Below are 20,987 nucleotides of genomic sequence, written 5' to 3' on the forward strand. Positions count from 1 at the left end.
AGCACGCTCTACAACAATACGGCGACTTCCGGCGGGGCCATGTTTGTCAGCCCATTCGGAGGTTCCGGTACGGCGACCGTCGACAGAAGCAGGATCACCGGCAACCACGCAAGGGGTTTGGCTGGCGGGATTGCCGCCGCCGTCGGCACGACGGTGACACTGACAAGCACCCGAGTCACCCACAACGACGTCACCGGTACCAGGCCGCAGGGCGGTGGCATCGCGCAAGCCGGAACCATGACGCTGAAGAGAAGCGAGGTCACAGGCAACACAACCACCGGCACCAATGCGCAGGGCGGCGGCATCTTGAATACTTCCGGCACGGTGAAGCTCACCAACAGCCCGGTCACCGGCAACACTGCCAACGGCACGAATTCCCGTGGTGGCGGCATCTTCAATACGGGCTTCGGCACGGTGACTCTCACCCGTAGCCCGGTAACCCACAACCAGGCGCTGGGAACGGGGGCAGACGGTGGCGGCATCTTCAACGCCACCGGCACGGTGACGCTGATCGCCAGTCCCGTGACCGGTAACCAGCCCAACAACTGTGGTAGCCCCAGCACCGTGCCCGGCTGCTCCTAGGATTTCAGGGCCCGCGTGTTCACCGAGTCGATCGCGCAGCGCGACCAGTCCAGCCCGCCGCGTGCTCCGTCGTGAGCGTTGTCCGCCGGCGACCGCAGTTCCCCGCTGTTTCCCGACCGAACGGGCACGGGAGGGGCACGCCGACTGGCCGTCCCTGCACTGCGAGCGGCCCGGCGAGCGTCGAAGCCGCCACCGTGGAGAAGACCCGCTCGCTACTTCTTGTCGAGCTGGAATGCGGTGCGCTCTCGGGTGAAACTCGTCGCGGTCGCGGTCGGACTCTCCCCCGAAAAGGTGTTATTGATGACGATGGTGCAGCCTTGGGTGAGGGTGTCAGCGGCAGCGTTTCCGCCATTGTTGGTATTGGGGGACTCGGTGCCGCCCGACGTTTGGCTGATCGACTGATTGTTCGTCAAAGTAGCTTCGCAGAGGGGCGCCGGAACCGGCGCGGATGCCAGGGGAACGGGGGTGACGGTCTTTTCCACGTGCAGTGTCTCGTGATATTTCTTCACGTGGACGCCGCCACCGCCGGAGTCCGCCTGGGCGCTGCCGGAGCCAGTCACGGACAGGGCGCCGATCGCTACCCCGAGCAGGACAGCCGTTGCGCAACGGTGCATGGGTGTTCCTCTTGTGATTCGCCGGTCCACGGGCTGTGGTCGTACAGGCAACGCTTGTGGTGTGATCGAGTTTCACTCCTTCCTCTGTTCGGCGTAATGATCCGGCGATTTTCTGGACCGCGTGCCCGCGGCAAGCATGATGACTCGGCTGGTCTTGGAAGACTGGTACTGAAGAACTGACGCTGATCGATGGCTCACGCAGGTGCGATAAATTGCCCGCCATGACTGGACTCGCCCCCGCCGCCTGGCCCCCCGCTGCGATACCGACCGAGCGGCTTGTGCTACGTGAGGCCGAGGCCGGGGACAGGGCGGCGTTCATCGAGTTGTTCGCGTCGGCGGACGTGCATACTTCCTGCCCGGTGTGAGCGCTCACGGGGGCCGGGTCATAGTTCCTCGTCCTCGGCCAGGTCCTCCCAGGGGAGGTCTCGTAGGGGCTGTTCCGTGGTGCAGTCCGTGGGGACGCGGGGAGTGGCCTGGAACCAGACGACCGTGAGGAACGAGCGGTACAGGACCGGGTCGTGGTCCGGGGACACGGCCGTGGAGTGGAAGGCGCCGACACAGGCCACCGGCGGGAGTACCTCCACGGGACCGAAGGCCCCGGCGTACTGGTCCGGGTACTCGCGCAGCGGCGGGATCAGGTGGACCGGGGTGCGCGGGAAGGCCTTCTTGGCGGTGTTCATCAGGCCCTTGATCTTCATGTCGTTGACGATCGCGCACGGGTAGCCCTCCAGCAGTCCGCCGTACGTCGAGGACAGCCGCAACTCGGTGAGGTCGAGCGAGCGGCCGCTGGAGAGGATCACGTGGGTCAGCGACATGCCCCACACCCTCGCACGGCGTCGCATCGTGTTCCTTGGCATTTTCACGGCCGGTGCCCGGTCAGGCGGGCCGCGGAGGCGATGGTGGCGCGGGCCTCGCGTTCGGTGAGGCCGGTGCCGAGGGCGGCGTCCACGAGCGGGGCCACCAGGGCGGGGCCCAGGCCGTTCTCGTAGGCGCGGCAGGCGGCCCAGAACAGGCGGGTGTTGCGCTGGCCCTCATGGGCGGCGAGCACGAACTGCACCAGGCCCTGGCCGTGCCGGCCCGCCGAGGGCGGCGCGGGGTGGTGCGGGGCGCGGGGCGGCGGGAGCAGCAGGCGCAGCAGGGCCGGCGGACAGGGCGCGGGCGGGAGGTGGGCGCTGCCGGGGGCGGCGGTGTACACGCCCTGGTCGGTGCGGGAACCGGGGCCGACCAGGTAGCCGCCCGCGCCGCGGATGTCGATGCCCGGCGCCAGACGGCCGGCCGAGTTGGGCACGACGACGTCCGGCGGGCCGGTCAGCCACAGGTGGCGGCCGCCGCTCGGGGTCAGGACGACGACCGTGGCGGGGATGGTGAACAGGTGGCGCAGGGCGAGTTCGCGCAGGGCAACCGAGGCGTCCGTGCCGGTCTTGACGTCCAGGTCCACGCCGATGAGGTGGTGCGGGGGCAGTCCGCAGGCGATGCCGTAACCGGTGGCCCAGGGAGCGGCGGCGAACAGTTCGCGGATGCGGGCGGGGTCGGTGGAGGCGTCGTACACGCCGTGGCCGAAGCGGCCGCACTCGCCGTGGCAGGGCGGGGCGGACGGCTGGGCCGGGGGTGTGTCGCGATGGGGCGAGCGCAGGGCCGGGAGCTTCGTCCGGGACAGGGGGATGACGGCCAGGCCGCGTTCGGCGGCTGACAGCGCGTGTGCGAGGGCCAGTGTCGTGGCCTGCCGGTCGATGGTGGCCATGGGTTCAGTCTCGTATATGCGTTCGAATATGGGAAGGGGTGGGGCCCGGCGCGCCCGGGCGGGTGCGCGCGGGGCGCGCAGGCCTGTCCGCCGGCCTTGACAGGGGTTGGTATCTGACGGACAGTCAGATAATGCTGAGCGAGCGGGAAGACGAACTGGGCGCCCGGCTCAAGGAGTTCGAGGGACGCGCGGCCGCCGTCGCCGGGGTGGGCAAGGACCCCGTGAACGCGCCGATGATCCGGCACTGGTGCGAGGCCATGGGCGACACCAACCCGGCGTACACCGGACCCGACGCCATCGCCCCGCCCACCATGCTCCAGGCGTGGACCATGGCCGGCCTCTCCGGACAGGCCGGCCCGCCCGGCGGCACCGAGGCCTTCGGCGAGCTGCTCGCCCTCCTCGACGCCGCCGGCTGCACCTCGGTCGTCGCCACCGACTGCGAGCAGGAGTACGTGCGCCCGCTGCGGCCCGGCGACATCGTGACCTTCGACGCGGTGATCGAGTCGGTCTCGGACCGCAAGACCACCAAGCTCGGCACCGGCTACTTCGTCACCACCCGCACCGACGTCCGCGTGGGCACGGAACTCGCCGGGACCCACCGCTTCCGCATCCTCAAGTACGCGCCCACTCCCAGGATGAGCCGAAAGGGCCGGAAGGAAGGCCCCTCGAGCCACCGCCGTCCCCGCCCCCGTCCCGTCGTCAACCGGGACAACGCCGGTTTCTGGGAGGGCGTCGAGCGCGGCCGCCTGCTGATCCAGCGCTGCACGGGCTGCGGCACCCTGCGCCACCCCTGGCTGCCGGGCTGCAACGCCTGCGGCTGCCTGGAGTGGGACACCGTCGAGTCGAGCGGCGAGGGCACGGTCTTCTCGTACGTCGTGATGCATCACCCGCCCTTCCCGGCCTTCGACCCGCCCTACGCGGTCGTCCTCGTCGAACTGGCGGAAGGGGTGCGGATGGTGAGCAACGTGGTCGGGGTGGCGTACGACAAGGTCCGGATCGGGATGCCGGTCGAGGCCGAGTTCCGGCGCTACGGGACGGACGCCGGCGCAGGCGACGAGAGTCCCTTCGTACTGCCGGTCTTCCGGGCCCGGGAGGGATCATGACCGGGGCGTCGGAGAACGCGGTCCCGGAGCCCGGGGCGCAACTGCCTGCGCTCACCGTCCCCGTCACGCGCACCCTGATCGTGGCCGGCGCCATCGCCTCGCGGGACTACCAGGACGTGCACCACGATCCGGAGCTGGCGCGCGCCAAGGGCTCCCCGGACGTGTTCATGAACATCCTGACCACCAACGGCCTGGTCGGCCGCTACGTCACCGACCACTTCGGACCGGCGGCCGTGCTCCGCCGGGTGGTGATACGGCTGGGGGTGCCCAACTACCCCGGCGACACGATGGTCCTCTCGGGGACGGTGACGGAGGTGGACGGCGAGACCGTACGGATCGGCGTGCGCGGCGAGAACCGTCTCGGCACGCACGTGACCGGCACGGTCACCCTCACCGTCCTCGCACCGGCCTCCTCCTCGGGCTCATGAGCGCCGCCCGGGACGGCCTCGGCGGACGGGCCGCGATCGTGGGCATCGGCGCGACCGAGTTCTCCAAGGACTCCGGCCGCAGCGAGCTGCGGCTGGCGGCCGAGGCGGTGCGGGCCGCGCTCGACGACGCCGGGCTCGCGCCGGGCGACGTGGACGGGATGGTCACGTTCACCATGGACACCAGCCCGGAGATCACCGTGGCCCAGGCGTGCGGGATGGGGGAGCTGTCCTTCTTCTCCCGGATCCACTACGGCGGCGGGGCGGCCTGCGCGACCGTGCAGCAGGCGGCGCTCGCCGTCGCGGCGGGCGTGGCCGAGGTCGTGGTCTGCTACCGGGCGTTCAACGAGCGCTCCGGCCGCCGGTTCGGCTCCGGAGTGCAGCGCCGGGAGCCCTCGGCGGAGGGCGCCGCGCTCGGCTGGGTGCTGCCGTTCGGGCTGCTCACGCCCGCCTCCTGGGTGGCGATGGCCGCGCAGCGCTACCTGCACGCCCACGGGCTCACGCCCGAGGCGTTCGGGCAGGTGGCCGTGGCCGGCCGCCGGTACGCGGCGGCCAACCCGGCGGCGTACTTCCACGGCCGTCCCATCACGCTCGCCGACCACGCGGCCTCACGCCCGATCGTCGAGCCGCTGCGGCTGCTGGACTGCTGCCAGGAGACGGACGGTGGTCAGGCGCTCGTCGTGACCTCGGTCGAGCGGGCCCGCGGCCTGCGGCACCCGCCCGCCGTCGTGACCGCCGCGGCGCAGGGCGCGGGGCGCGCGCAGGAGCAGATGACCAGCTTCTACCGCGACGGCCTGACCGGACTGCCCGAGTCCGCCGTCGTCGCGCGCCGGCTGTGGCGCACGTCCGGGCTCGGGCCCACCGACGTCGACGTCGCGATCCTCTACGACCACTTCACGCCGTTCGTGCTGACGCAGCTGGAGGAGTTCGGGTTCTGCGGCCGGGGCGAGGCGGCCGACTTCGTGGCCGAGGGACGGCTCCCGCTGAACACGCACGGCGGGCAGCTGGGGGAGGCCTATCTGCACGGGATGAACGGCATCGCGGAGGCGGTACGGCAACTGCGCGGCACCGCCGTCAACCAGGTGCCGGGGGCGGCCCGGGCCCTGGTGACGGCGGGCACCGGGGTGCCCACCTCCGGCCTGGTCCTCACGGCGGACGCCTGACCCCACCCAGGGGTGAACCCGCAGGCCGTACTGGCCTCCCGTCCACCTTCAGGAGGTGTGGCAGGCCCCACCCCTACAACCTGAGGCGGACTCCGCTTAGGGACCTGCGGCCGATCCGCCGGGCGGGCGCCGCTCCTAGCGTGGAGCCATGACCACACCCGTCTGCACCAGCGCGTCGACCGCCGCCGTACCGGGGGCGCCGCAGGCCCTGGCGTATCCGTCGTTCGCGTCGTACGTACGGGCCCGCCGGCCGGTGCTGCTGCGCACCGCCAGGTCGCTCACCGCGAACCCGAGCGACGCGGAGGACCTGCTGCAGACCGCGCTCACCAAGACGTACGTCGCGTGGGAGCGGATCGAGGACCACCGGGCGCTCGACGGCTACGTCCGCCGCGCGCTGCTCAACACCCGCACGTCGCAGTGGCGCAAGCGCAAGGTCGACGAGTTCTCCTGCGAGGAGCTGCCCGAGCCGGAGCCCGTCCCGGACGTGGCGGACCCGGCGGAGCGGCAGGCCCTGCGGGACGCCATGTGGCGGGCGATCATGAAGCTGCCCGCGCGGCAGCGGGCCATGGTCGTCCTCAGGTACTACGAGGATCTGTCCGAGGCGCAGACGGCCGAGGTGCTCGGCGTCTCGGTGGGCACGGTGAAGTCGGCGGTCTCCCGGGCGCTCGGCAAACTCCGCGAGGACCCGGAGCTGAACCCCGAGCCGACCCGGAGCTGAATCGGGGCCGAGCTCCGAGCCGACCCGGAGCCGAACCCGGGCTGAGACCCGAGCCGAAGGCCCGGTGGGGCAGGCGCGTCCGGCCCCGCGTGCAGAAGGTCACGTGATCGATCGGCCGTCCCTAGTGACATACCGCGCGGTATGTGCGCAGAATCAGCGCAACCCTTACTACCGCGTAGGCAATGCCGCCCCGGGAGGACGCCGTGCTGAGCACCATGCAGGACGTACCGCTGCTGATCTCGAGGATCCTGACCCACGGGTCGACGATCCACGGGTCCTCGCAGGTGATCACCTGGACCGGGGACAGCGAGCCGCACCGCCGCTCCTTCGCCGAGGTCGGCGAGCGCGCGGCCCAGCTGGCGCACGCCCTGCGCGAGGACCTCCAGGTCCGCGACGACGACCGCGTGGCGACCCTCGCCTGGAACAACGCCGAGCACGTCGAGGCGTACTTCGCCATCCCCTCCATGGGCGCGGTCCTGCACACCCTGAACCTCCGCCTGCCCGCCGAGCAGCTGGTCTGGATCGTCAACCACGCCGCCGACCGCGTGATCATCGTCAACGGCTCGCTGCTGCCCCTGCTGGCCCCGCTGCTGCCCCACCTCAAGACGGTCGAGCACATCGTCGTCACCGGACCGGGCGACCGTTCGCTGCTCGCCGACGCCGGCGCCGTGCGGGTGCACGAGTACGAGGACCTGATCGCCGGCAAGCCGACCGCGTACGACTGGCCCGAGCTGGACGAGCGCCAGGCCGCCGCCATGTGCTACACCTCCGGCACCACCGGCGACCCCAAGGGCGTGGTCTACAGCCACCGTTCGATCTACCTGCACTCCATGCAGGTCAACATGACCCAGTCCATGGGCCTGACCGACCAGGACACCTCCCTGATCGTGGTGCCCCAGTTCCACGTCAACGCCTGGGGCCTGCCGCACGCCACCTTCATGACCGGCGTCAACATGCTGATGCCGGACCGGTTCCTGCAGCCCGCCCCGCTCGCCGAGATGATCGAGGGCATCAGGCCCACCCACGCCGCCGCCGTCCCCACCATCTGGCAGGGCCTGCTCGCCGAGCTGACCGCCCGCCCGCGCGACGTCTCCTCCCTCACCCAGGTGACCATCGGCGGCTCGGCCTGCCCGCCCTCCCTCATGCGGGCCTTCGACGAGCTCGGCATGCGGGTCTGCCACGCCTGGGGCATGACGGAGACCTCCCCGCTCGGCACGGTGGCCCGCCCGCCGGCCCACGCGATCGGCACCGACGAGGAGTTCGCCTACCGGCTCACCCAGGGCCGCTTCCCGGCCGGCGTCGAGGCCCGCCTCACCGGCCCCGGCGGCGAACGCCTGCCCTGGGACGGCGAGTCGGCGGGCGAGCTGGAGGTCCGCGGCACGTGGATCGCCGGTGCGTACTACAACGGCCCCGACGCCGAACCGCTGCGCCCCGCCGACAAGTTCAGCGAGGACGGCTGGCTGAAGACCGGTGACGTGGGCACCATCAGCCCGGACGGCTTCCTCACCCTGACCGACCGGGCCAAGGACGTCATCAAGTCCGGCGGCGAGTGGATCTCCTCGGTCGACCTGGAGAACGCGCTGATGTCCCACCCGGACGTCACCGAGGCCGCCGTCGTCGCCGTGCCCGACGACAAGTGGGGCGAGCGCCCGCTGGCCACGGTCGTCCTCAAGGAGGGCGCCACCGCCGACTTCGAGTCCCTGCGGACCTTCCTGCTGGAGGAGGGGAAGATCGCCAAGTGGCAGCTCCCGGAGCGCTGGACGATCATCGAGTCGGTCCCGAAGACGAGTGTCGGCAAGTTCGACAAGAAGGTGCTGCGCAGGCAGTACGCGGAGGGTGAGCTGGACGTCACCCGGCTCTGAGGGCGCGGCGGCCTCACCGTCGTACGGCGGTCGCCGCCCAGCCCGCCGCCAGCCACACCGCCGCCACCGCGCACACGCCCGGCCAGCCCCAGTGGGTGAAGGCCGGGCCCGCGACGGAGGAGGCCAGCGCGGCGCCCGCGAAACCGGAGACGACGTAGGCCGTGTTGGCGGTGGCCGGGGTGGACGTGGTCGTCAGGGCCAGCGTCTGGTTGGCCACGTGGGAGGCGACCAGGGCCGCGTGGATCGCGACCGCGGCCACGAACAGCGCGGCCATCGCCTGCCCGCCCAGCCAGAACAGCGGCACGGAGACGGCCGCGAGCACGTAGGCGGACCGTACGGCCTTCTCCGCGCCGAAGCGGTCCACCAGGCCGCCCGCGAGCGGGGCCACCGCGCTCGCGGTGAGGCCGAAGAGGCCGAAGAGCCCGGCGGTGGCCGTCGACAGGCCGTACGGCCTGCCCGTCAGCAGCAGCGCGAGCGAGGTCCACAGGGCGCTCCAGGCGCCGAACATCCCGGCCTGCCGCACGCACGCCCGCCACAGGCCGGGCGAGCGCCTCATGAGCCCGGGCAGCGCCGTGACCCCGGACAGCAGCGGTCCGGTGCCGCGGCGGCGCTCGGCGGGCAGGGCGAACGCGGTGGCGAGCCCGAGCGCCAGGGTCAGCACGGCCGCGCCGACGAACACCCAGCGCCAGCCGAAGGCCTGGCCGACCAGCCCGCCGAGCACCCGGGCGGCGACGATGCCGGTGAACAACCCGGCGATCACGGCGGCGACATGGCGGGCCCGGCGGTCGGCGGGAGCCCGTTCGGCGACCATCGGGACCAGCAACTGCGGGACGACGGTCGCGGCCGAGGCTACGAACACGGCGGCCGCCAGGGCGCCGGTGCCGGAGGCGGCCGCGGCGACGGTCAGCGCCGCCGTCGTCGCCAGGGACAGCACGGCGACCAGGGGGCGGCGGTTCACGCGGTCGCCCAGCGGCGCGAAGAACAGCAGTCCGGCGGCGTAACCGAACTGCGCCACCGAGGCGATCCAGGTCACCGCCGAGGGCGCAGACCCGAAGTCGCGCGCGATCAGGGGGAGCAGCGGGGCCGCCAGGTAGATGTTGCCGGCGGTGACCGCGGTGCACAGGGCGATCAGGGTGAGGAAGCCGGTGGCCGGCCGGCCACCGGCCTCGCCGGGGGCCGGGCCGGGGCCGTGGGAAGACATGGCCGTTCGTGCGGACGGTGACAACTGTGACGACTGCATGGGTGCGTGCCTCCGGGCTCGGCCTGCGATGACTGCAACCAACTGGTTGGTTGGATAATGCCGGAACAGTCTGCGGCGGTCGGTGATTCCCTGTCAACCAAATAGTTGGTTACTAGAGCGGTACTCTGGTCCCATGGCACCCAGGGACCCCGAGGCCACCAAGGCCCGGATCTTCGAGGCGGCGGTCGCCGAATTCGCCCGGCACGGCATCGCGGGCGCCCGCATCGACCGCATCGCGGCCGAGGCCAAGGCCAACAAGCAGCTGATCTACGCCTACTACGGCAACAAGGCGGAGCTGTTCTCGCAGGTGCTGGGCCGCTGCATGGTCGACCTCGCGGCCGCCGTACCGGTCGACCCGGACGACATCGAGGGCTGGATCGACCGCCTCCTCGACTACCACGCCGCCCACCCCGAGCTGCTGCGCCTGCTGTTCTGGGAGGGCATCGAGTACGGCTCGGCCGAGCTGCCCGACGAGTCCGAGCGCCAGGCCCACTACGCCCGCAAGGTCGCCGCGGTCCGGGACGGCCAGGACCGGGGCGTCATCACGGACACCATCCCCGCACCCGACCTGCTCTTCCTGCTCGTCGCCCTGGCCAACTGGGCGGTGGTCGTACCGCAGATGAACCGCATCCTGGTCGGCGGCGAGGACACCGACCGCGAACGGCTGCGGGCCTCCATCAAGGAGGCGGCCCGCCGGCTCGTGGCGAAGTAGGGAACCGGACGCGCCCGGACCCGGATCAGGCCGGGCGGGTCAGTTGGTGCCGATGCGGGACAGCAGGTCGACGATCCGCGCCTGCACGTCGGCGCTGGTCGACCGCTCGGCGAGGAACAGCACCGTCTCCCCGGACGCCAGCCGCGGCAGGTCGGCCTGGTCGACGGCGGCCGTGTAGACGACCAGCGGGGTGCGGTTGAGCTGCCCGTTCGCACGCAGCCAGTCCAGGATCCCGGCCCGTCGCCGGTGCACCTGCATCAGGTCCATCACGACCAGGTTGGGCCGGAACTGCCCGGCCAGCGCCACCGCGTCGTTGTCGTTCGCGGCCCGCGCCACCTGCATCCCGCGCCGCTCCAGCGTCGCCGTCAGCGCCAGCGCGATCTCCGCGTGCTCCTCGATCAGCAGCACGCGCGGCGGGTGCTGCTCGCTGTCGCGCGGCGCGAGCGCCTTCAGCAGTACGGCGGGGTCGGCGCCGTAGGCCGCCTCGCGCGTCGCCTGCCCGAGTCCGGCCGTGACCAGCACCGGGACCTCGGCCGCGACCGCCGCCTGGCGCAGCGACTGCAGCGCGGTGCGCGTGATCGGACCGGTCAGCGGGTCGACGAACAGCGCGGCGGGGAAGGCCGCGATCTGCGCGTCGACCTCCTCGCGCGAGTGCACGATCACCGGCCGGTAGCCGCGGTCGCTGAGCGCCTGCTGCGTGGTGACGTCCGGTGCCGGCCAGACCAGCAGGCGGCGCGGGTTGTCCAGCGGCTCCGGCGGCAGCTCGTCGTCCATCGGCTGCGGACGCGGGGTGTCCGCGATCTCCACGGCACCGCCCGGGCCGTCCAGCGGCTCCGGGCCTTCGGCCGCGTTCTCGTCCGGGGCCCCTATGGCGTACGAGCGCCCGGCGCCCTCGGTCGTCGGCGCGGGCCGGGCGGGAGCGGGAGCGGGGGCGGGCGCGGGGGCGGGCGCGGGTGCGGCGGGGCCGCCGAGGGGCGGCTGGGCCGGTGGCGCGGGCGTGGGTGCGGACGGCACGGGTGCGGGCTGCCCGGCGGGCGCGGGCGCCGGGGGCTGTCCGGGCGCCGCGGGGTGCGGCCGGGCTGCGGCCGGGTCGGGCGGGGTGCCCAGCTTGCGGCGGCGGCCGGAACCGCCGGTCGAGTGCGGTGGCGGCGTGGCGGTGGGCGGCTGCGGCACCTGCACCTGGGCCGCCTGGCGGCTGAACGGCACGCCCTGTCCCAGCGTCCGCACGCTGATCGCCCGGCCCTGGGTCGAGTTCGGGTCCACGGGCGGTGCGGCTGCCTCGGCGGGCAGCGGCTGCGCGACCGGCCGCCCGGCGGGCCGCCCGGGCGGCAGGGCGGTGCCGGCGGCGGGGGTGGACGCGGGCGCGGCGGTGCCGTGGGGCGGCGTACCGGCGGGGGCCGCGGGCATGGGCGCACCGGCGCCCGGGGTGGGGTGCTGGGCGGGCGGCATCTGCCCGGGCAGAGGCTGTGCCGGCGCGGGCTGCGCCGGCATCGGCTGCCCCGGCACGAGCGGCTGTCCGGGGACGGGCTGGGGAACAGGCTGGGGGGTTCCCTGCGCGGCCGGTGCCTGCCCGGCGGGTGCCTGCCCCGCCGGCTCGGCCTGTACGGGGATGCCCGGTGCCGGTGTGGCGGCGGTCTCCGGCTGGGCGGCCGCCCGCCGCCGGCGCCCGGTCGGAGCGCTCGCGGGGTGCGGCTGCGGCGGGGTGTGGTCGGCGGCCTGGTCGTGGAGTACGGCGTCGTGGCGGCCCTCGTCACCCGCGGGGGCGGCGGGGGCGGGCGCACCCTGGGCCGGTACGGCGACGGCGGCGGCCTGCCCCTCCATGCCACCGTCCGGCCGGTCGGCCTCGGCGGGCGGCAGGGCGAAGACGGTACGGGGAGCCGCCTCCTGCGCGGCGGCACGCTCGGTCGCCGCGGCCAGCGCGCGCCGCCGGCGCCCGGTCGGCTGCGGTGAGGCGTTCGCGGGAAGCTGCGCCGGGGCCTGGCCCGCGGTCTGCGCTGCCGCTTCCGCCGCCGCCTCGGGAGCCGTCTGCTGCCCGTTCATCGCCGCGGCCGCGGACGCCGGTGCGGCCGCGGGGAGCGCGGCGGGCAGGGCGTGGGGCTCGCCGCTCTCGCGCCGGGCCCGCCGTCCGGTACCGGCGGGCACGCCCTGCGGCGGCACCGTACCGCCCAGGCCGGTGCCGGCCGCGGCCGTCCCGGCGGCGTGCTCGGCCGCCGTCAGTACGGCGCCCTCGGACACGCCCCCGTCCTCCGCGGGCCGTCCGCGCCGCCGTCCCGTGCCACCGCCGGTCGCCTCGGCGTCCTGGACCGGGGCCTGCGCCGGAAGCTGCGCGGGAATCTGTGCGGGCTCGGCGGTCTCGCCGGCCGCGGCCGCCCGCCGCCTGCGCCGCCCGGTGGGCTGCGCCGCCGCGGCCTCGGCGGGGGCCTCGGCCTCCCCGTCCCCTTCCAGGAACGCGTCGGTGGAGGCCCGGCGGCCCCGCCGCCGCCCTCCACCGGCCGGGGCCGGCTCGGGCACCGCGACCTCGGCGGGGGCGGCCGCGAGGGCGGGAACACCGTCGGCCCGGGCCTGATCGGTCAGGTCGGCCCCGGCCGCCGCCACGGCCCCGGCGCCCCCGCCGAGCGGCACCTCGAGCACGTACGCGCTGCCGCTCATGCCCGGCACCTCGTGGGTCTGCAGCACACCGCCGTGCGCACGGACGATCCCGCGCACGATCGGCTCGTGCACCGGGTCTCCGCCGGCGTAGGGCCCGCGCACCTCGATGCGTACGACCTCGCCGCGCTGCGCGGCCGCCACCACGACGGTGTTGTCCATGTAACCGCCCGCCGACACAGGCGCGTTGCCGGTCGCGTCCACCCCCGCCACGTCGGCGACGAGGTGTGCGAGCGCGGTGGCGAGGCGCTGCGGGTCGACCTCGGCCTCGATGGGCGGCGCGTGCACGGCGAACTGCACCCGCCCGGGCCCGACGAGCTCGACGGCGCCCTCGACGCCGGCGGCCACGACCGCGTCGAGCATCACCTTGGTACGGGTGATCTCCTCGCTGCCGACGTCCAGGCGCTGGTAGCGGAGCACGTTGTCGATGAGGGTGGTGATCCGCGAGTAGCCGGCGGAGAGGTGGTGGAGCACCTGGTTGGCCTCGGGCCACAGCTGCCCGGCGTCGTCGGCGGCGAGGGCGGCCAGCTCGCGGCGCAGTTCGTCCAGGGGCCCGCGCAGTGAGCCGCCCAGGAGGGTCAGCAACTGCTCGTGCCGGGCGGCCAGCGCCTCGTAGCGGTCCTTCTCGCGCTCGCCGAGCGCGGCGTACCGCTCCTCGTTGGCGGCGAGCTCCTCCGCGTGCCGCTCGGTGAGCTCCTCGATCTCGGTCACGTGCCGCTGGCGCAGGGCGGTGAGCTCGGAGGCGTGCTCCTCGGCGAGGCGCTCGAGCTCCTCCTCGTGCCGTTTGGCGGCCTCGGCCTTCTCGTCGGCGAGGGCGTCGTAGGGGCGCCGGTCGGTGAAGGTCATCACGGCGCCGACGAGCTGGTCGCCGTCGCGCACCGGCGCGGTCGTGAGGTCGACCGGCACCTTGGCCCCTGGCTTGGACCACAGCACCTGCCCGCGCACCCGGTGCTTGCGCCCGGAGCGCAGGGTGTCGGCGAGCGGCGACTCCTCGTACGGGAAGGGGGAGCCGTCGCCGCGCGAGTGCAGGACCAGGGTGTGCAGCTCGCGGCCGCCGAGTTCGCCGGCGCGGTAGCCCAGTATCTGGGCGGCGGCCGGGTTGACGAGGACGATGCGCCCGTCGGTGTCGGTGCCGACGACGCCCTCGGAGGCGGCGCGCAGGATCATCTCGGTCTGGCGCTGCGAGCGGGCGAGCTCGGCCTCGGTGTCGACGGTGCCGGAGAGGTCGCGGACGACCAGCATCAGCAGTTCGTCGCCGGTCCAGCCGGAGCCGTCGTAGGCCTGCTGGCCGTTCTCGAGATTCGCGCTCGTGACCTCGACCGGGAACTCCGTGCCGTCGGTCCGCCGGGCGATCATCCGGGTGGGCTTGGTCCGCCCGCGCGGGTCGATGTGGTCCGGCCGGCGCATGGAGCCGGGGATCAGCTTGGAGTCGAACTGCGGCAGAAGATCGAGCAGTCCGCGCCCGACGAGTGCCGTGCCCGGCGTCTCGAAGGCCTCCAGGGCGATGGTGTTGGCGTTGACGACCGTGCCGTTGGCGTTGACCAGCACCAGGGCGTCGGGCAGCGCGTCGAGTATGGCAGCGAGGCGAGCAGCGCCTCGGGATGGCCTGCTGCTCACGAGACGCTTCCTCCCTGTTACCGCACCTTGCCGACCGCGGAGGCCATCTTGCCAACCGGCCCGCAGCGTGTCACGCGAGGGAGTCTAAGCGCTGAGGTTGCACCGGCGACGCGCAATGAGAGGGAGGTCGCACGGGGAAGTGACGTCGAACCTGTGACCGTGCGGTTTCGCTCCGCACGACCTCCGCGAGACCTTTACGCCCTCCCCCGCACTCGGCCACCGAGGTCGGGCAGCAGCGGCACGAGCCGGTCCCAGCGGGCGATCTCGCAGCCGTTGCCCCGGTCGTACTCCGCGTCGACGGGACGCCCGGCCCAGGTGCCCGTGACATGGGCGGTGGCCGGCCCGCCGTACTGCATGGTGCAGACGCTGCCCTGCGGCACGGGCGCGAAGGTGTCCCGCCCCCAGCGCGTGTTCCGCTCGAGCGCCCCGCACGCGCCCCGGGCATCGGGATGACTCCCGCCGGCCGGACGGCAGTACAGCTCGTACGTCCCGTCCCTGCCCGCCCCCGCGTGCAGCACCGTGACGGTGAGGTGGTCGCCGGCCCGGTCCTCGTCCCGGACGGGCGGCGGCGTCCCGGGGGAGGCGGCGGCGGGCACGGCGGACAGCGCCGCGAGCGCGGAGAGCGCGGCGGCGCCGCCGAGCAGCAGCCGCCGCGGGCGACGCGGGGCGGAGGAGAAGAGGGGGAACCTGACCAGCACCATGCCCTGACCAACGCGCGTCCCGGCCGGACGTTGCGCCCGTCCGCCACCACGGGGAAGGGCTTTGCCCTGGGCCCCGCCTGCCTAGTACCGTGGAGGCCGATTGGTGACACCCCGCTCGACTGTGTCATCATCTGCACGCACCACTCGCGCGCTCGCGTGAGCGGTTGTGCTGGAGGCGTCGCCTAGTCCGGTCTATGGCGCCGCACTGCTAATGCGGTTTGGGCCTTAAAGCCCATCGAGGGTTCAAATCCCTCCGCCTCCGCTTACGATCACCGAAGCCCCGGTCCATCCGACCGGGGCTTCGGCGTTTCCGAGGCAGCTCCCCGCCGCTCACCAAGTTTCCGCAGGTCACAAGGGGTGTGCGGAATGGATTTCACATGACGGCGGCAGTCATGTAATGTTCTTCCTGTCGCCGCGAGCGGCCCGCAAGGCCGGGAAGCGAAGACACAAAAGAGAACAAGCACTCGTAGCTTAACGGATAGAGCATCTGACTACGGATCAGAAGGTTGCAGGTTCGAATCCTGCCGAGTGCGCAGCACGCCAGAGGCCCTGTGGAATGATCCGCAGGGCCTCTGTCTATTGCGTTGACGGCAGTGTTTGACGGCAACCGCCTCAGACGGGTGGGCGGCAGGGCCGATCAGAGGTGTCAGGTGGATCATGGCGCTCACCTGGGCGGAGCTGAGTACTCGTACTCATGCGCCTGCCTCACCCGCACGAGGAAGGTGACGGGTATGAACTTACCCGTCGCCCCGCCGGCCTTCGACGCGACCACCGGCCCGGGACAGCGCCGCCGTGCCGACCGGGGCGCCGACATCGGAGCCGGGTGCGGTCTGGTGTTCCTGGAACTGCTCGCCTTGGCGGTGATCTTGGGGCTCTGGCTCCTGTCCGGGTTCAACCTCGACCCGGCCAAGACCGTCACGACCGACTCGTTGTGGAACTACTTCGCCGCCGTCGGCGGAGTCGGAGTCCTCGCCATCGCGGCGGCCGCGATCGCCGCGCGGGCCGGTGCCGTCGTAACGGTTGTCACCCAGGCCATCATGGCGGCCCTGATCTGCGTCATCGCCTTCGGCGGGGCTGCGGCGCAGTCCCATCAGGATGGGCTATGCCGGGACAGGCCGTCAGCGGTGGGCTGCAAGCCCAACAACTGGACGGCTGCGCGCCAATCACCCCGGTACCCCCGGCACGAATCCTGATCAAATCTTTCCGCTACCGGACCACCCGCATGCTGTCCAGGCTGAGGGGTGGTCCGGTCTTCTAGTTCGTGGGCCTACGGTTCAGCTCAGCGCCTTACCGACCTCGTAGATCGTGGGCCTGTCTTCGGGCGCCGGGCTGAGCATGGCGTCGATCACTTCGCCCAGTTCGCCATCCACCTTCACGGGCCGACGCTTGCCGCTTGCCACTGCCCTTCTCTGCTCAAGACGCGGTGCGTCGTCCGGATACTCGACAACCCGTCGGCCCGTGGCGGAGATGAGCAGGGAGGCGCCGAGCGCGTAGATGTCGGCTTCCTGCGTAGGCTCTGCCTCTCCGGCCGCGAGCACGCTGCGCGCGATCTCCGGCGCCTCGTAGTGCACGAGGCAGCCGCGGAAGGGGAAGTCGTACCCCTCGGGGACGCGTCCGCCGTGCGCCAAGGCCAGATCGATGAGGTGCGTCCGCTCCGGCCCGATGATGAAGTGTGCGGGTTGCACGTCGCCGTGGGCCCAGCCTTTGCCGTGCAGTTCGGCCAGCGCCTCTACGCAGCCGAGGGCCACACTGGTATGCGGTTCCATACGAGAGTCCGGCTCGCGACAGGGCTTCCACAACTCGTAGAGGTCGGGCCCGTCGCGCCAAGGCTGGAAGTTCCAGGTGCCCCGGACCCATTCGCCGTACGCGAAGTCTTCGAAGCCGAGCCGGTACAGCACGGCCCCTTCGCGTGCGGGTGCGAGTGCCGTCCAGGGCTGGGCGGGCCAGTCGTCCGTCGCCTCGATCGGGTAACCGACCTTCACGGCGTACCGCCCCCGATGGCTCTCGACCTCCCAGACCATCGAGCCCCGGCGGTTGACGACCAGGCGCTGAGTCTTGGGCATGAGTGCGTCGAGCACGACGATCGGCAGTTCGGGAGGTGTCCCGGACAACGTCTGTTCTCCTTCCGGGCAACGCGGCCGACCCCGCATCGAGGCCGACCGCGTCGCTGTGTCCTGTCGCTACGCCTGACCGTACGGACGGCCGCAGTCCGCGTCGCACTGCGCGAGGTTCGTGCCGTCCACGGTCCAGAGGTCGTCGAAGACCATGAACCCGGCCGCCTTCATGGCGTGCGCGGAGACGGCGACCTTCTTCGGGTCACGGGGCCCTCCGCCCGGCATGGGGTTGTGGTGGAGGAAGCGGCCCGCGTACCGGTCGCAGAGAGCGGCGTACTCCTTCGTGTGCAGGATGAGCGCGTGCAGACCGAGGTCCACGTCGTCCGACGGGACCATGGGGACGGTGGCGGTCGCGGTGGTGACCACGAAGGCCACCGCCTGGTCCGCGATCCGCTCGGCCCGCTCGCGGGACTGCCCGTTGTGGACGACCACGAAGTGGGTGAGGCTGTCGAACAGCTCCTCACCAGCCACCACGCGGCCGGTCCTCTGGTCGTTGGCCGTTGCCGTCATGCGAATACTCCTCGAGTGTCGCTGTGCTCTGGCACTTGCGCCCGCATCGGTCGCCGAGGCACCGCCTATGACGACCGGGGGATGGAAGGCCGGCCTCGATCGGGGAGGGGGAGCCAAGGAAGGTGGCACCCCGTTCGGGGCGGCCGGTCTACTGGCCGATACCTAGGGCCACGCCGATCACCAGGCCACAGGACCCGCTGATCATGATGATGAACAGGACTCCCGCGTACCGGCCGATGGCGCGCATCACAGCCCGTCCCGGCTGTTGCCGTTCCTGATGGCGAGGCGGGCGCTCAGTTCCTCCCGCGCTGTCAGCGCCACCACGTTGTCCGGCCGAGCGTCCCACTCGACGCCGCCACCGATGGGCCTTATCTGCACCCGGGCGCCGACCTCACCCATGACGATGCCGATTCGTCCACTGGCAGTGTCTTTCGCCAGTTCACCGATGCCTGGCCTGGTCTGCTGGTTGCTCGCCATGCGGATGAGCATCCCGTCGCTCATCAGGACGTCGGAACCACCGACAAACCCCACTTCGGGACGTCCCGCGTCGGGTAGAACGTCCCTAGTGCCGTCCCCGAGTGTTGGGAGAGATTGGGATGCCGAACGAGAGGTTACGTGCTGCCATGGCGGCCGGCGGCTGGACGTACGCCGCCCTTGCGGACAAGGTCGAAGTCGATCCCAAGTCCATTGAGCGATGGGTGAATCTGGGGCGTACGCCGCGCCGGGCCACGGCCATGCTGGCAGCGGGAATTCTAGGAGAAGACGTGCACGCTCTATGGCCCGCGCTCCGGCAGGCACGCCCTGCCCGCGCCGTCAGTCCTGAACTTGTGGCTCTCTACGACCAGCGGGCGGACGTCCCCGTGTCCACCTTCGTGGACATGCTGACCCAGGCCCGGGAGCACATCGACGTGTTGGTGTATGCCGCCGTCTTCCTGCACGAGGCGTACCCGAGACTCAACGAGCTCTTGAAGGAGCGAGCGGCCCAGGGCTGTACGGTCCGTATCGCACTCGGCGACGCGGATAGCTCGAACGTCCAACAGCGTGGCGATGAAGAGAAGTTCGGTCACGGCATCCAGTCCCGTTGCCGCCTTGCGCTGATGCACTATCGCCCACTTGTCGGGGTACCTGGCATCGAGGTGCGGACCCATGCCACCACGCTCTACAACTCGATTTACAGGGCCGACGACCAGGCACTGGTCAACGCTCACGTCTGGGGTATGAACGCTTACGGTGCCCCTGTCTGGCACCTGCGCCGGAGTAGGGCAGGCGGCATGTTCGATACGTACGCTGACAGCTTTGCTGCGGTGTGGGCGACCGCGACGCCAGTCCAAGAAGGGTGATCATGGCACGGACCGAGTACTACGACGACCCGGACGCCCCCAAGCCCAACAGTTTGGTCGTTGCAGCATCCGCGGTGGTCACTGACGAGGAAGGACGTATTCTCCTTCAGCGCCGGCGGGACAACGATCTCTGGGCCTTGCCCGGCGGCGGCATGGAGATGACCGACTCGCTCCCGGGAGCCGCCGTCCGCGAAGTGAAGGAGGAAACGGGCCTGGACGTGGAGATCACCGGGCTCGTCGGGACATATACCGACCCGTGCCACGTCATCGCCTATACGGACGGTGAGGTGCGTCGACAGTTCAATGTCTGTTTCACCGCCCGAGTGGTCGGCGGACGGCTCGCGATCTCAGACGAATCCACGGAGCTGCGATTCGTCCCGGCCGACGAGCTTGCCGAGTTGCCCATGCACCACACCCAGCGGCTACGGCTTCAGCACTTTCTGGAACATCGCGAGCAGCCGTACCTCGGTTGATGCGCGCGTGCCCTGATACCGACAACGGCGGCACACGCCTACCCAGGGCGTGACTGCCGCCGATCACGTCAGGAGAAGGCGGAACTCGCACCTTGCCGAGCGGGCCCCACCAAGCCGCAGTTCTTCATGCTGCCGTTGGGATGCCATGTTCCGCCAACAGGCCGCGCACGCGCTGTTCGATCTCGTCCCGGATGGGCCGCACCGCGTCGACACCTTGGCCCGCAGGGTCGTCCAGCTGCCAGTCCAGGTACCGCTTGCCGGGAAAGACCGGACAGGCGTCTCCGCAGCCCATCGTGATCACCACGTCCGAGGACTGCACCGCCTCGGTGGTGAGGACCTTGGGTGTCTCGGCGGAGATGTCGATGCCGACCTCCGCCATTGCCTTGACCACGGCGGGGTTGACCGCGTCGGCGGGGGCGGAGCCAGCCGAGCGGACCTCGACCTGGTCACCGCCCAGGTGAGTCAGGAACGCGGCGCCCATCTGGGAGCGGCCGGCGTTGTGGACGCAGACGAACAGGACCGAGGGGCGCGGGGCGGGGGTGCTCATGGCAGGCGTCCTTCCGGGAGAGCGGAGTGGGTCAGGAGGAGGCGAGTTCGGGTTCGCCGTGTGGGACGACGACCTTGTCCCCGGCGGGGGCGGGACGGCCGTACACAGCGATCACGGCGCCAAGCCCGAGCACAGCTCCGGCCAGTTGGGCAGCGATGAACGGGGCGACGGAGGCGGGGGCGATTCCGGCAAAGGTGTCGGTGAAGGCCCGGCCGATGGTCACTGCGGGGTTCGCGAAGGAGGTGGAGGAGGTGAACCAGTAGGCGGCACCGATGTACGAGGCCACGGCCACCGGTGCGAGGGAGGCATGGCCGATGCGTTCGAGTCCGAAGATCAGCAGGATCAGCCCAGCCGTGGCGACCACTTCACCGAGCCACAGGTGAGAGGCGGACCGGTCGTGCGTGGACCACTCGACCAGCGGCTTGGCGAACATCGCGTCGGCCAGGATTGCCCCGCCGACAGCACCGGCGATCTGTGCGGGCACGTACGTGGCCACGTCCCGCAGAGTGAGGCCATCGGTCTTGTGGCGGCCGGTGAACCAGGCGGTGAGGGTGACGGCCGGGTTGAAATGCGCGCCGGAGACCGGCCCGAGTACTGCGATCAGCACGCCCAGGCCGAAGACGGTGGCGAGGGCGTTGGCGAGCAGCTGCACGCCCACGTCGTGCGACAGCTCGGTGGCCTGGATGCCGGAGCCGACGACGACCGCAACCAGCAACCCGGTCCCGATGGCTTCGGCGGCGACACGGCGGCCCAGGGGCGCGGTCATGCGGTGGCTCCGGCGGTCTGCGGCGCGGTCAGGAATGCGGCGAGCCGGTCCAGGACGCCGGGCAGCACCCAGTAGTACACCCAGGTGCCGCGGCGTTCGCAGTCGATGAGTCC

20 protein-coding genes, 2 tRNA genes and 3 pseudogenes are annotated in these 20,987 nt (G+C 71.9%); 13 read left to right on the forward strand and 12 right to left on the reverse strand.

Going from position 1 to position 20,987, the window contains the following annotated elements:
* Positions 1-582, forward strand: a pseudogene (locus tag IE249_RS27345) (hypothetical protein); the annotation flags it as partial.
* A gap of 212 nt (positions 583-794) precedes the next feature.
* Here IE249_RS27345 and IE249_RS27350 read toward each other — a convergent pair.
* Positions 795-1,196, reverse strand: coding sequence for a hypothetical protein (locus tag IE249_RS27350; protein ID WP_189708901.1), 402 nt, complete (start codon positions 1,194-1,196; stop codon positions 795-797).
* Between the two features lie 221 nt (positions 1,197-1,417).
* Here IE249_RS27350 and IE249_RS38660 point away from each other — a divergent pair.
* Positions 1,418-1,546: pseudogene (locus IE249_RS38660) on the forward strand (GNAT family N-acetyltransferase); the annotation flags it as partial.
* 33 nt (positions 1,547-1,579) lie between these two features.
* On the opposite strand, the gene IE249_RS27355 reads toward IE249_RS38660, so the two are convergent.
* A complete protein-coding gene (locus IE249_RS27355; RefSeq protein WP_189708903.1) occupies positions 1,580-2,011 on the reverse strand; it encodes a hypothetical protein in 432 nt (143 codons plus the stop codon).
* Between the two features lie 44 nt (positions 2,012-2,055).
* The gene (locus tag IE249_RS27360) at positions 2,056-2,937 is read right to left on the reverse strand and encodes a bifunctional DNA primase/polymerase (protein ID WP_189708905.1); all 882 of its coding nucleotides are present in this window, start codon (positions 2,935-2,937) and stop codon (positions 2,056-2,058) included.
* 131 nt (positions 2,938-3,068) lie between these two features.
* On the opposite strand from IE249_RS27360, the gene IE249_RS27365 reads away from it, so the two are divergent.
* The 5 genes from IE249_RS27365 to IE249_RS27385 all read left to right on the forward strand — a co-directional run bounded on the left by IE249_RS27365 (position 3,069) and on the right by IE249_RS27385 (position 8,208).
* A complete protein-coding gene (locus tag IE249_RS27365; protein WP_189708907.1) occupies positions 3,069-4,040 on the forward strand; it encodes a bifunctional MaoC family dehydratase N-terminal/OB-fold nucleic acid binding domain-containing protein in 972 nt (323 codons plus the stop codon).
* Entirely contained in the window at positions 4,037-4,468 is a 432-nt protein-coding gene (locus tag IE249_RS27370) for a MaoC family dehydratase (protein ID WP_189708909.1), read from the forward strand. The genes IE249_RS27365 and IE249_RS27370 overlap by 4 nt, the downstream gene beginning before the upstream one ends.
* The gene (locus tag IE249_RS27375) at positions 4,465-5,628 is read left to right on the forward strand and encodes a lipid-transfer protein (protein WP_189708911.1); all 1,164 of its coding nucleotides are present in this window, start codon (positions 4,465-4,467) and stop codon (positions 5,626-5,628) included. Before IE249_RS27370 ends, IE249_RS27375 begins: the two co-directional genes overlap by 4 nt.
* A 148-nt stretch (positions 5,629-5,776) precedes the next feature.
* Positions 5,777-6,346: a SigE family RNA polymerase sigma factor gene (locus IE249_RS27380; protein WP_189708913.1), complete on the forward strand. Its 570-nt coding sequence runs from the start codon at positions 5,777-5,779 to the stop codon at positions 6,344-6,346.
* 182 nt (positions 6,347-6,528) lie between these two features.
* Positions 6,529-8,208 carry a long-chain fatty acid--CoA ligase gene (locus IE249_RS27385; RefSeq protein WP_189708915.1) on the forward strand — a complete coding sequence of 560 codons (1,680 nt, stop codon included), beginning with the start codon at positions 6,529-6,531 and terminating at the stop codon, positions 8,206-8,208.
* 13 nt (positions 8,209-8,221) lie between these two features.
* Here the strand turns inward: IE249_RS27385 and IE249_RS27390 are convergent, their stop codons facing one another.
* Positions 8,222-9,409: an MFS transporter gene (locus IE249_RS27390; protein ID WP_229859377.1), complete on the reverse strand. Its 1,188-nt coding sequence runs from the start codon at positions 9,407-9,409 to the stop codon at positions 8,222-8,224.
* A 172-nt stretch (positions 9,410-9,581) separates the two neighbouring features.
* Between IE249_RS27390 and IE249_RS27395 the strand changes: the two genes are divergently transcribed.
* A complete protein-coding gene (locus IE249_RS27395) occupies positions 9,582-10,160 on the forward strand; it encodes a TetR/AcrR family transcriptional regulator (RefSeq protein WP_189708919.1) in 579 nt (192 codons plus the stop codon).
* Between the two features lie 39 nt (positions 10,161-10,199).
* Here IE249_RS27395 and IE249_RS27400 read toward each other — a convergent pair whose 3' ends face one another.
* Together IE249_RS27400 and IE249_RS27405 are read right to left on the reverse strand one after the other, a co-directional pair.
* Entirely contained in the window at positions 10,200-14,423 is a 4,224-nt protein-coding gene (locus IE249_RS27400; RefSeq protein WP_189708921.1) for a hybrid sensor histidine kinase/response regulator, read from the reverse strand.
* A 194-nt stretch (positions 14,424-14,617) separates the two neighbouring features.
* Positions 14,618-15,124 (reverse strand): SSI family serine proteinase inhibitor, encoded by a 507-nt coding sequence (locus tag IE249_RS27405; protein WP_189708923.1) that lies wholly within the window; start codon positions 15,122-15,124, stop codon positions 14,618-14,620.
* Positions 15,125-15,295: 171 nt separating this feature from the next.
* Here IE249_RS27405 and IE249_RS27410 point away from each other — a divergent pair.
* The 3 genes from IE249_RS27410 (at position 15,296) to IE249_RS27420 (ending at position 16,317) form a co-directional block, all read left to right on the forward strand.
* Positions 15,296-15,386: transfer RNA gene (locus IE249_RS27410), tRNA-Ser, on the forward strand.
* Between the two features lie 198 nt (positions 15,387-15,584).
* Positions 15,585-15,657, forward strand: a tRNA-Arg gene (locus IE249_RS27415).
* A 198-nt stretch (positions 15,658-15,855) separates the two neighbouring features.
* Positions 15,856-16,317: a DUF6234 family protein gene (locus IE249_RS27420; RefSeq protein ID WP_189708925.1), complete on the forward strand. Its 462-nt coding sequence runs from the start codon at positions 15,856-15,858 to the stop codon at positions 16,315-16,317.
* 81 nt (positions 16,318-16,398) lie between these two features.
* On the opposite strand, the gene IE249_RS27425 is transcribed toward IE249_RS27420, so the two are convergent.
* From IE249_RS27425 to IE249_RS27435, 3 genes are all read right to left on the reverse strand, one after another.
* Positions 16,399-17,235, reverse strand: coding sequence for a protein kinase domain-containing protein (locus IE249_RS27425; protein ID WP_189708927.1), 837 nt, complete (start codon positions 17,233-17,235; stop codon positions 16,399-16,401).
* Between the two features lie 69 nt (positions 17,236-17,304).
* A complete protein-coding gene (locus tag IE249_RS27430) occupies positions 17,305-17,748 on the reverse strand; it encodes a glycine-rich domain-containing protein (protein WP_189708929.1) in 444 nt (147 codons plus the stop codon).
* Between the two features lie 246 nt (positions 17,749-17,994).
* Complete coding sequence (locus IE249_RS27435; RefSeq protein ID WP_189708959.1) at positions 17,995-18,237, reverse strand: hypothetical protein; 243 nt, start codon at positions 18,235-18,237, stop codon at positions 17,995-17,997.
* 107 nt (positions 18,238-18,344) lie between these two features.
* Here IE249_RS27435 and IE249_RS27440 point away from each other — a divergent pair, with 107 nt between their 5' ends.
* Entirely contained in the window at positions 18,345-19,088 is a 744-nt protein-coding gene (locus tag IE249_RS27440) for an XRE family transcriptional regulator (protein ID WP_189708931.1), read from the forward strand.
* 2 nt (positions 19,089-19,090) lie between these two features.
* A complete protein-coding gene (locus IE249_RS27445; protein WP_189708933.1) occupies positions 19,091-19,561 on the forward strand; it encodes an NUDIX domain-containing protein in 471 nt (156 codons plus the stop codon).
* 124 nt (positions 19,562-19,685) lie between these two features.
* Here the strand turns inward: IE249_RS27445 and IE249_RS27450 are convergent, their stop codons facing one another.
* The 3 genes and pseudogenes from IE249_RS27450 to IE249_RS27460 form a co-directional block, all read right to left on the reverse strand.
* On the reverse strand, positions 19,686-20,108 hold the full coding sequence (locus IE249_RS27450; protein WP_189708935.1) for an arsenate reductase ArsC: 423 nt from the start codon (positions 20,106-20,108) through the stop codon (positions 19,686-19,688).
* Positions 20,109-20,139: 31 nt separating this feature from the next.
* Positions 20,140-20,874: an aquaporin gene (locus IE249_RS27455; protein ID WP_189708937.1), complete on the reverse strand. Its 735-nt coding sequence runs from the start codon at positions 20,872-20,874 to the stop codon at positions 20,140-20,142.
* Positions 20,871-20,987, reverse strand: a pseudogene (locus IE249_RS27460) (transcriptional regulator); the annotation flags it as partial. The pseudogene IE249_RS27460 and the gene IE249_RS27455, both read right to left, overlap by 4 nt.

Source organism: Streptomyces anandii JCM 4720 (assembly GCF_014650655.1).
Lineage (GTDB): Bacteria > Actinomycetota > Actinomycetes > Streptomycetales > Streptomycetaceae > Streptomyces > Streptomyces anandii.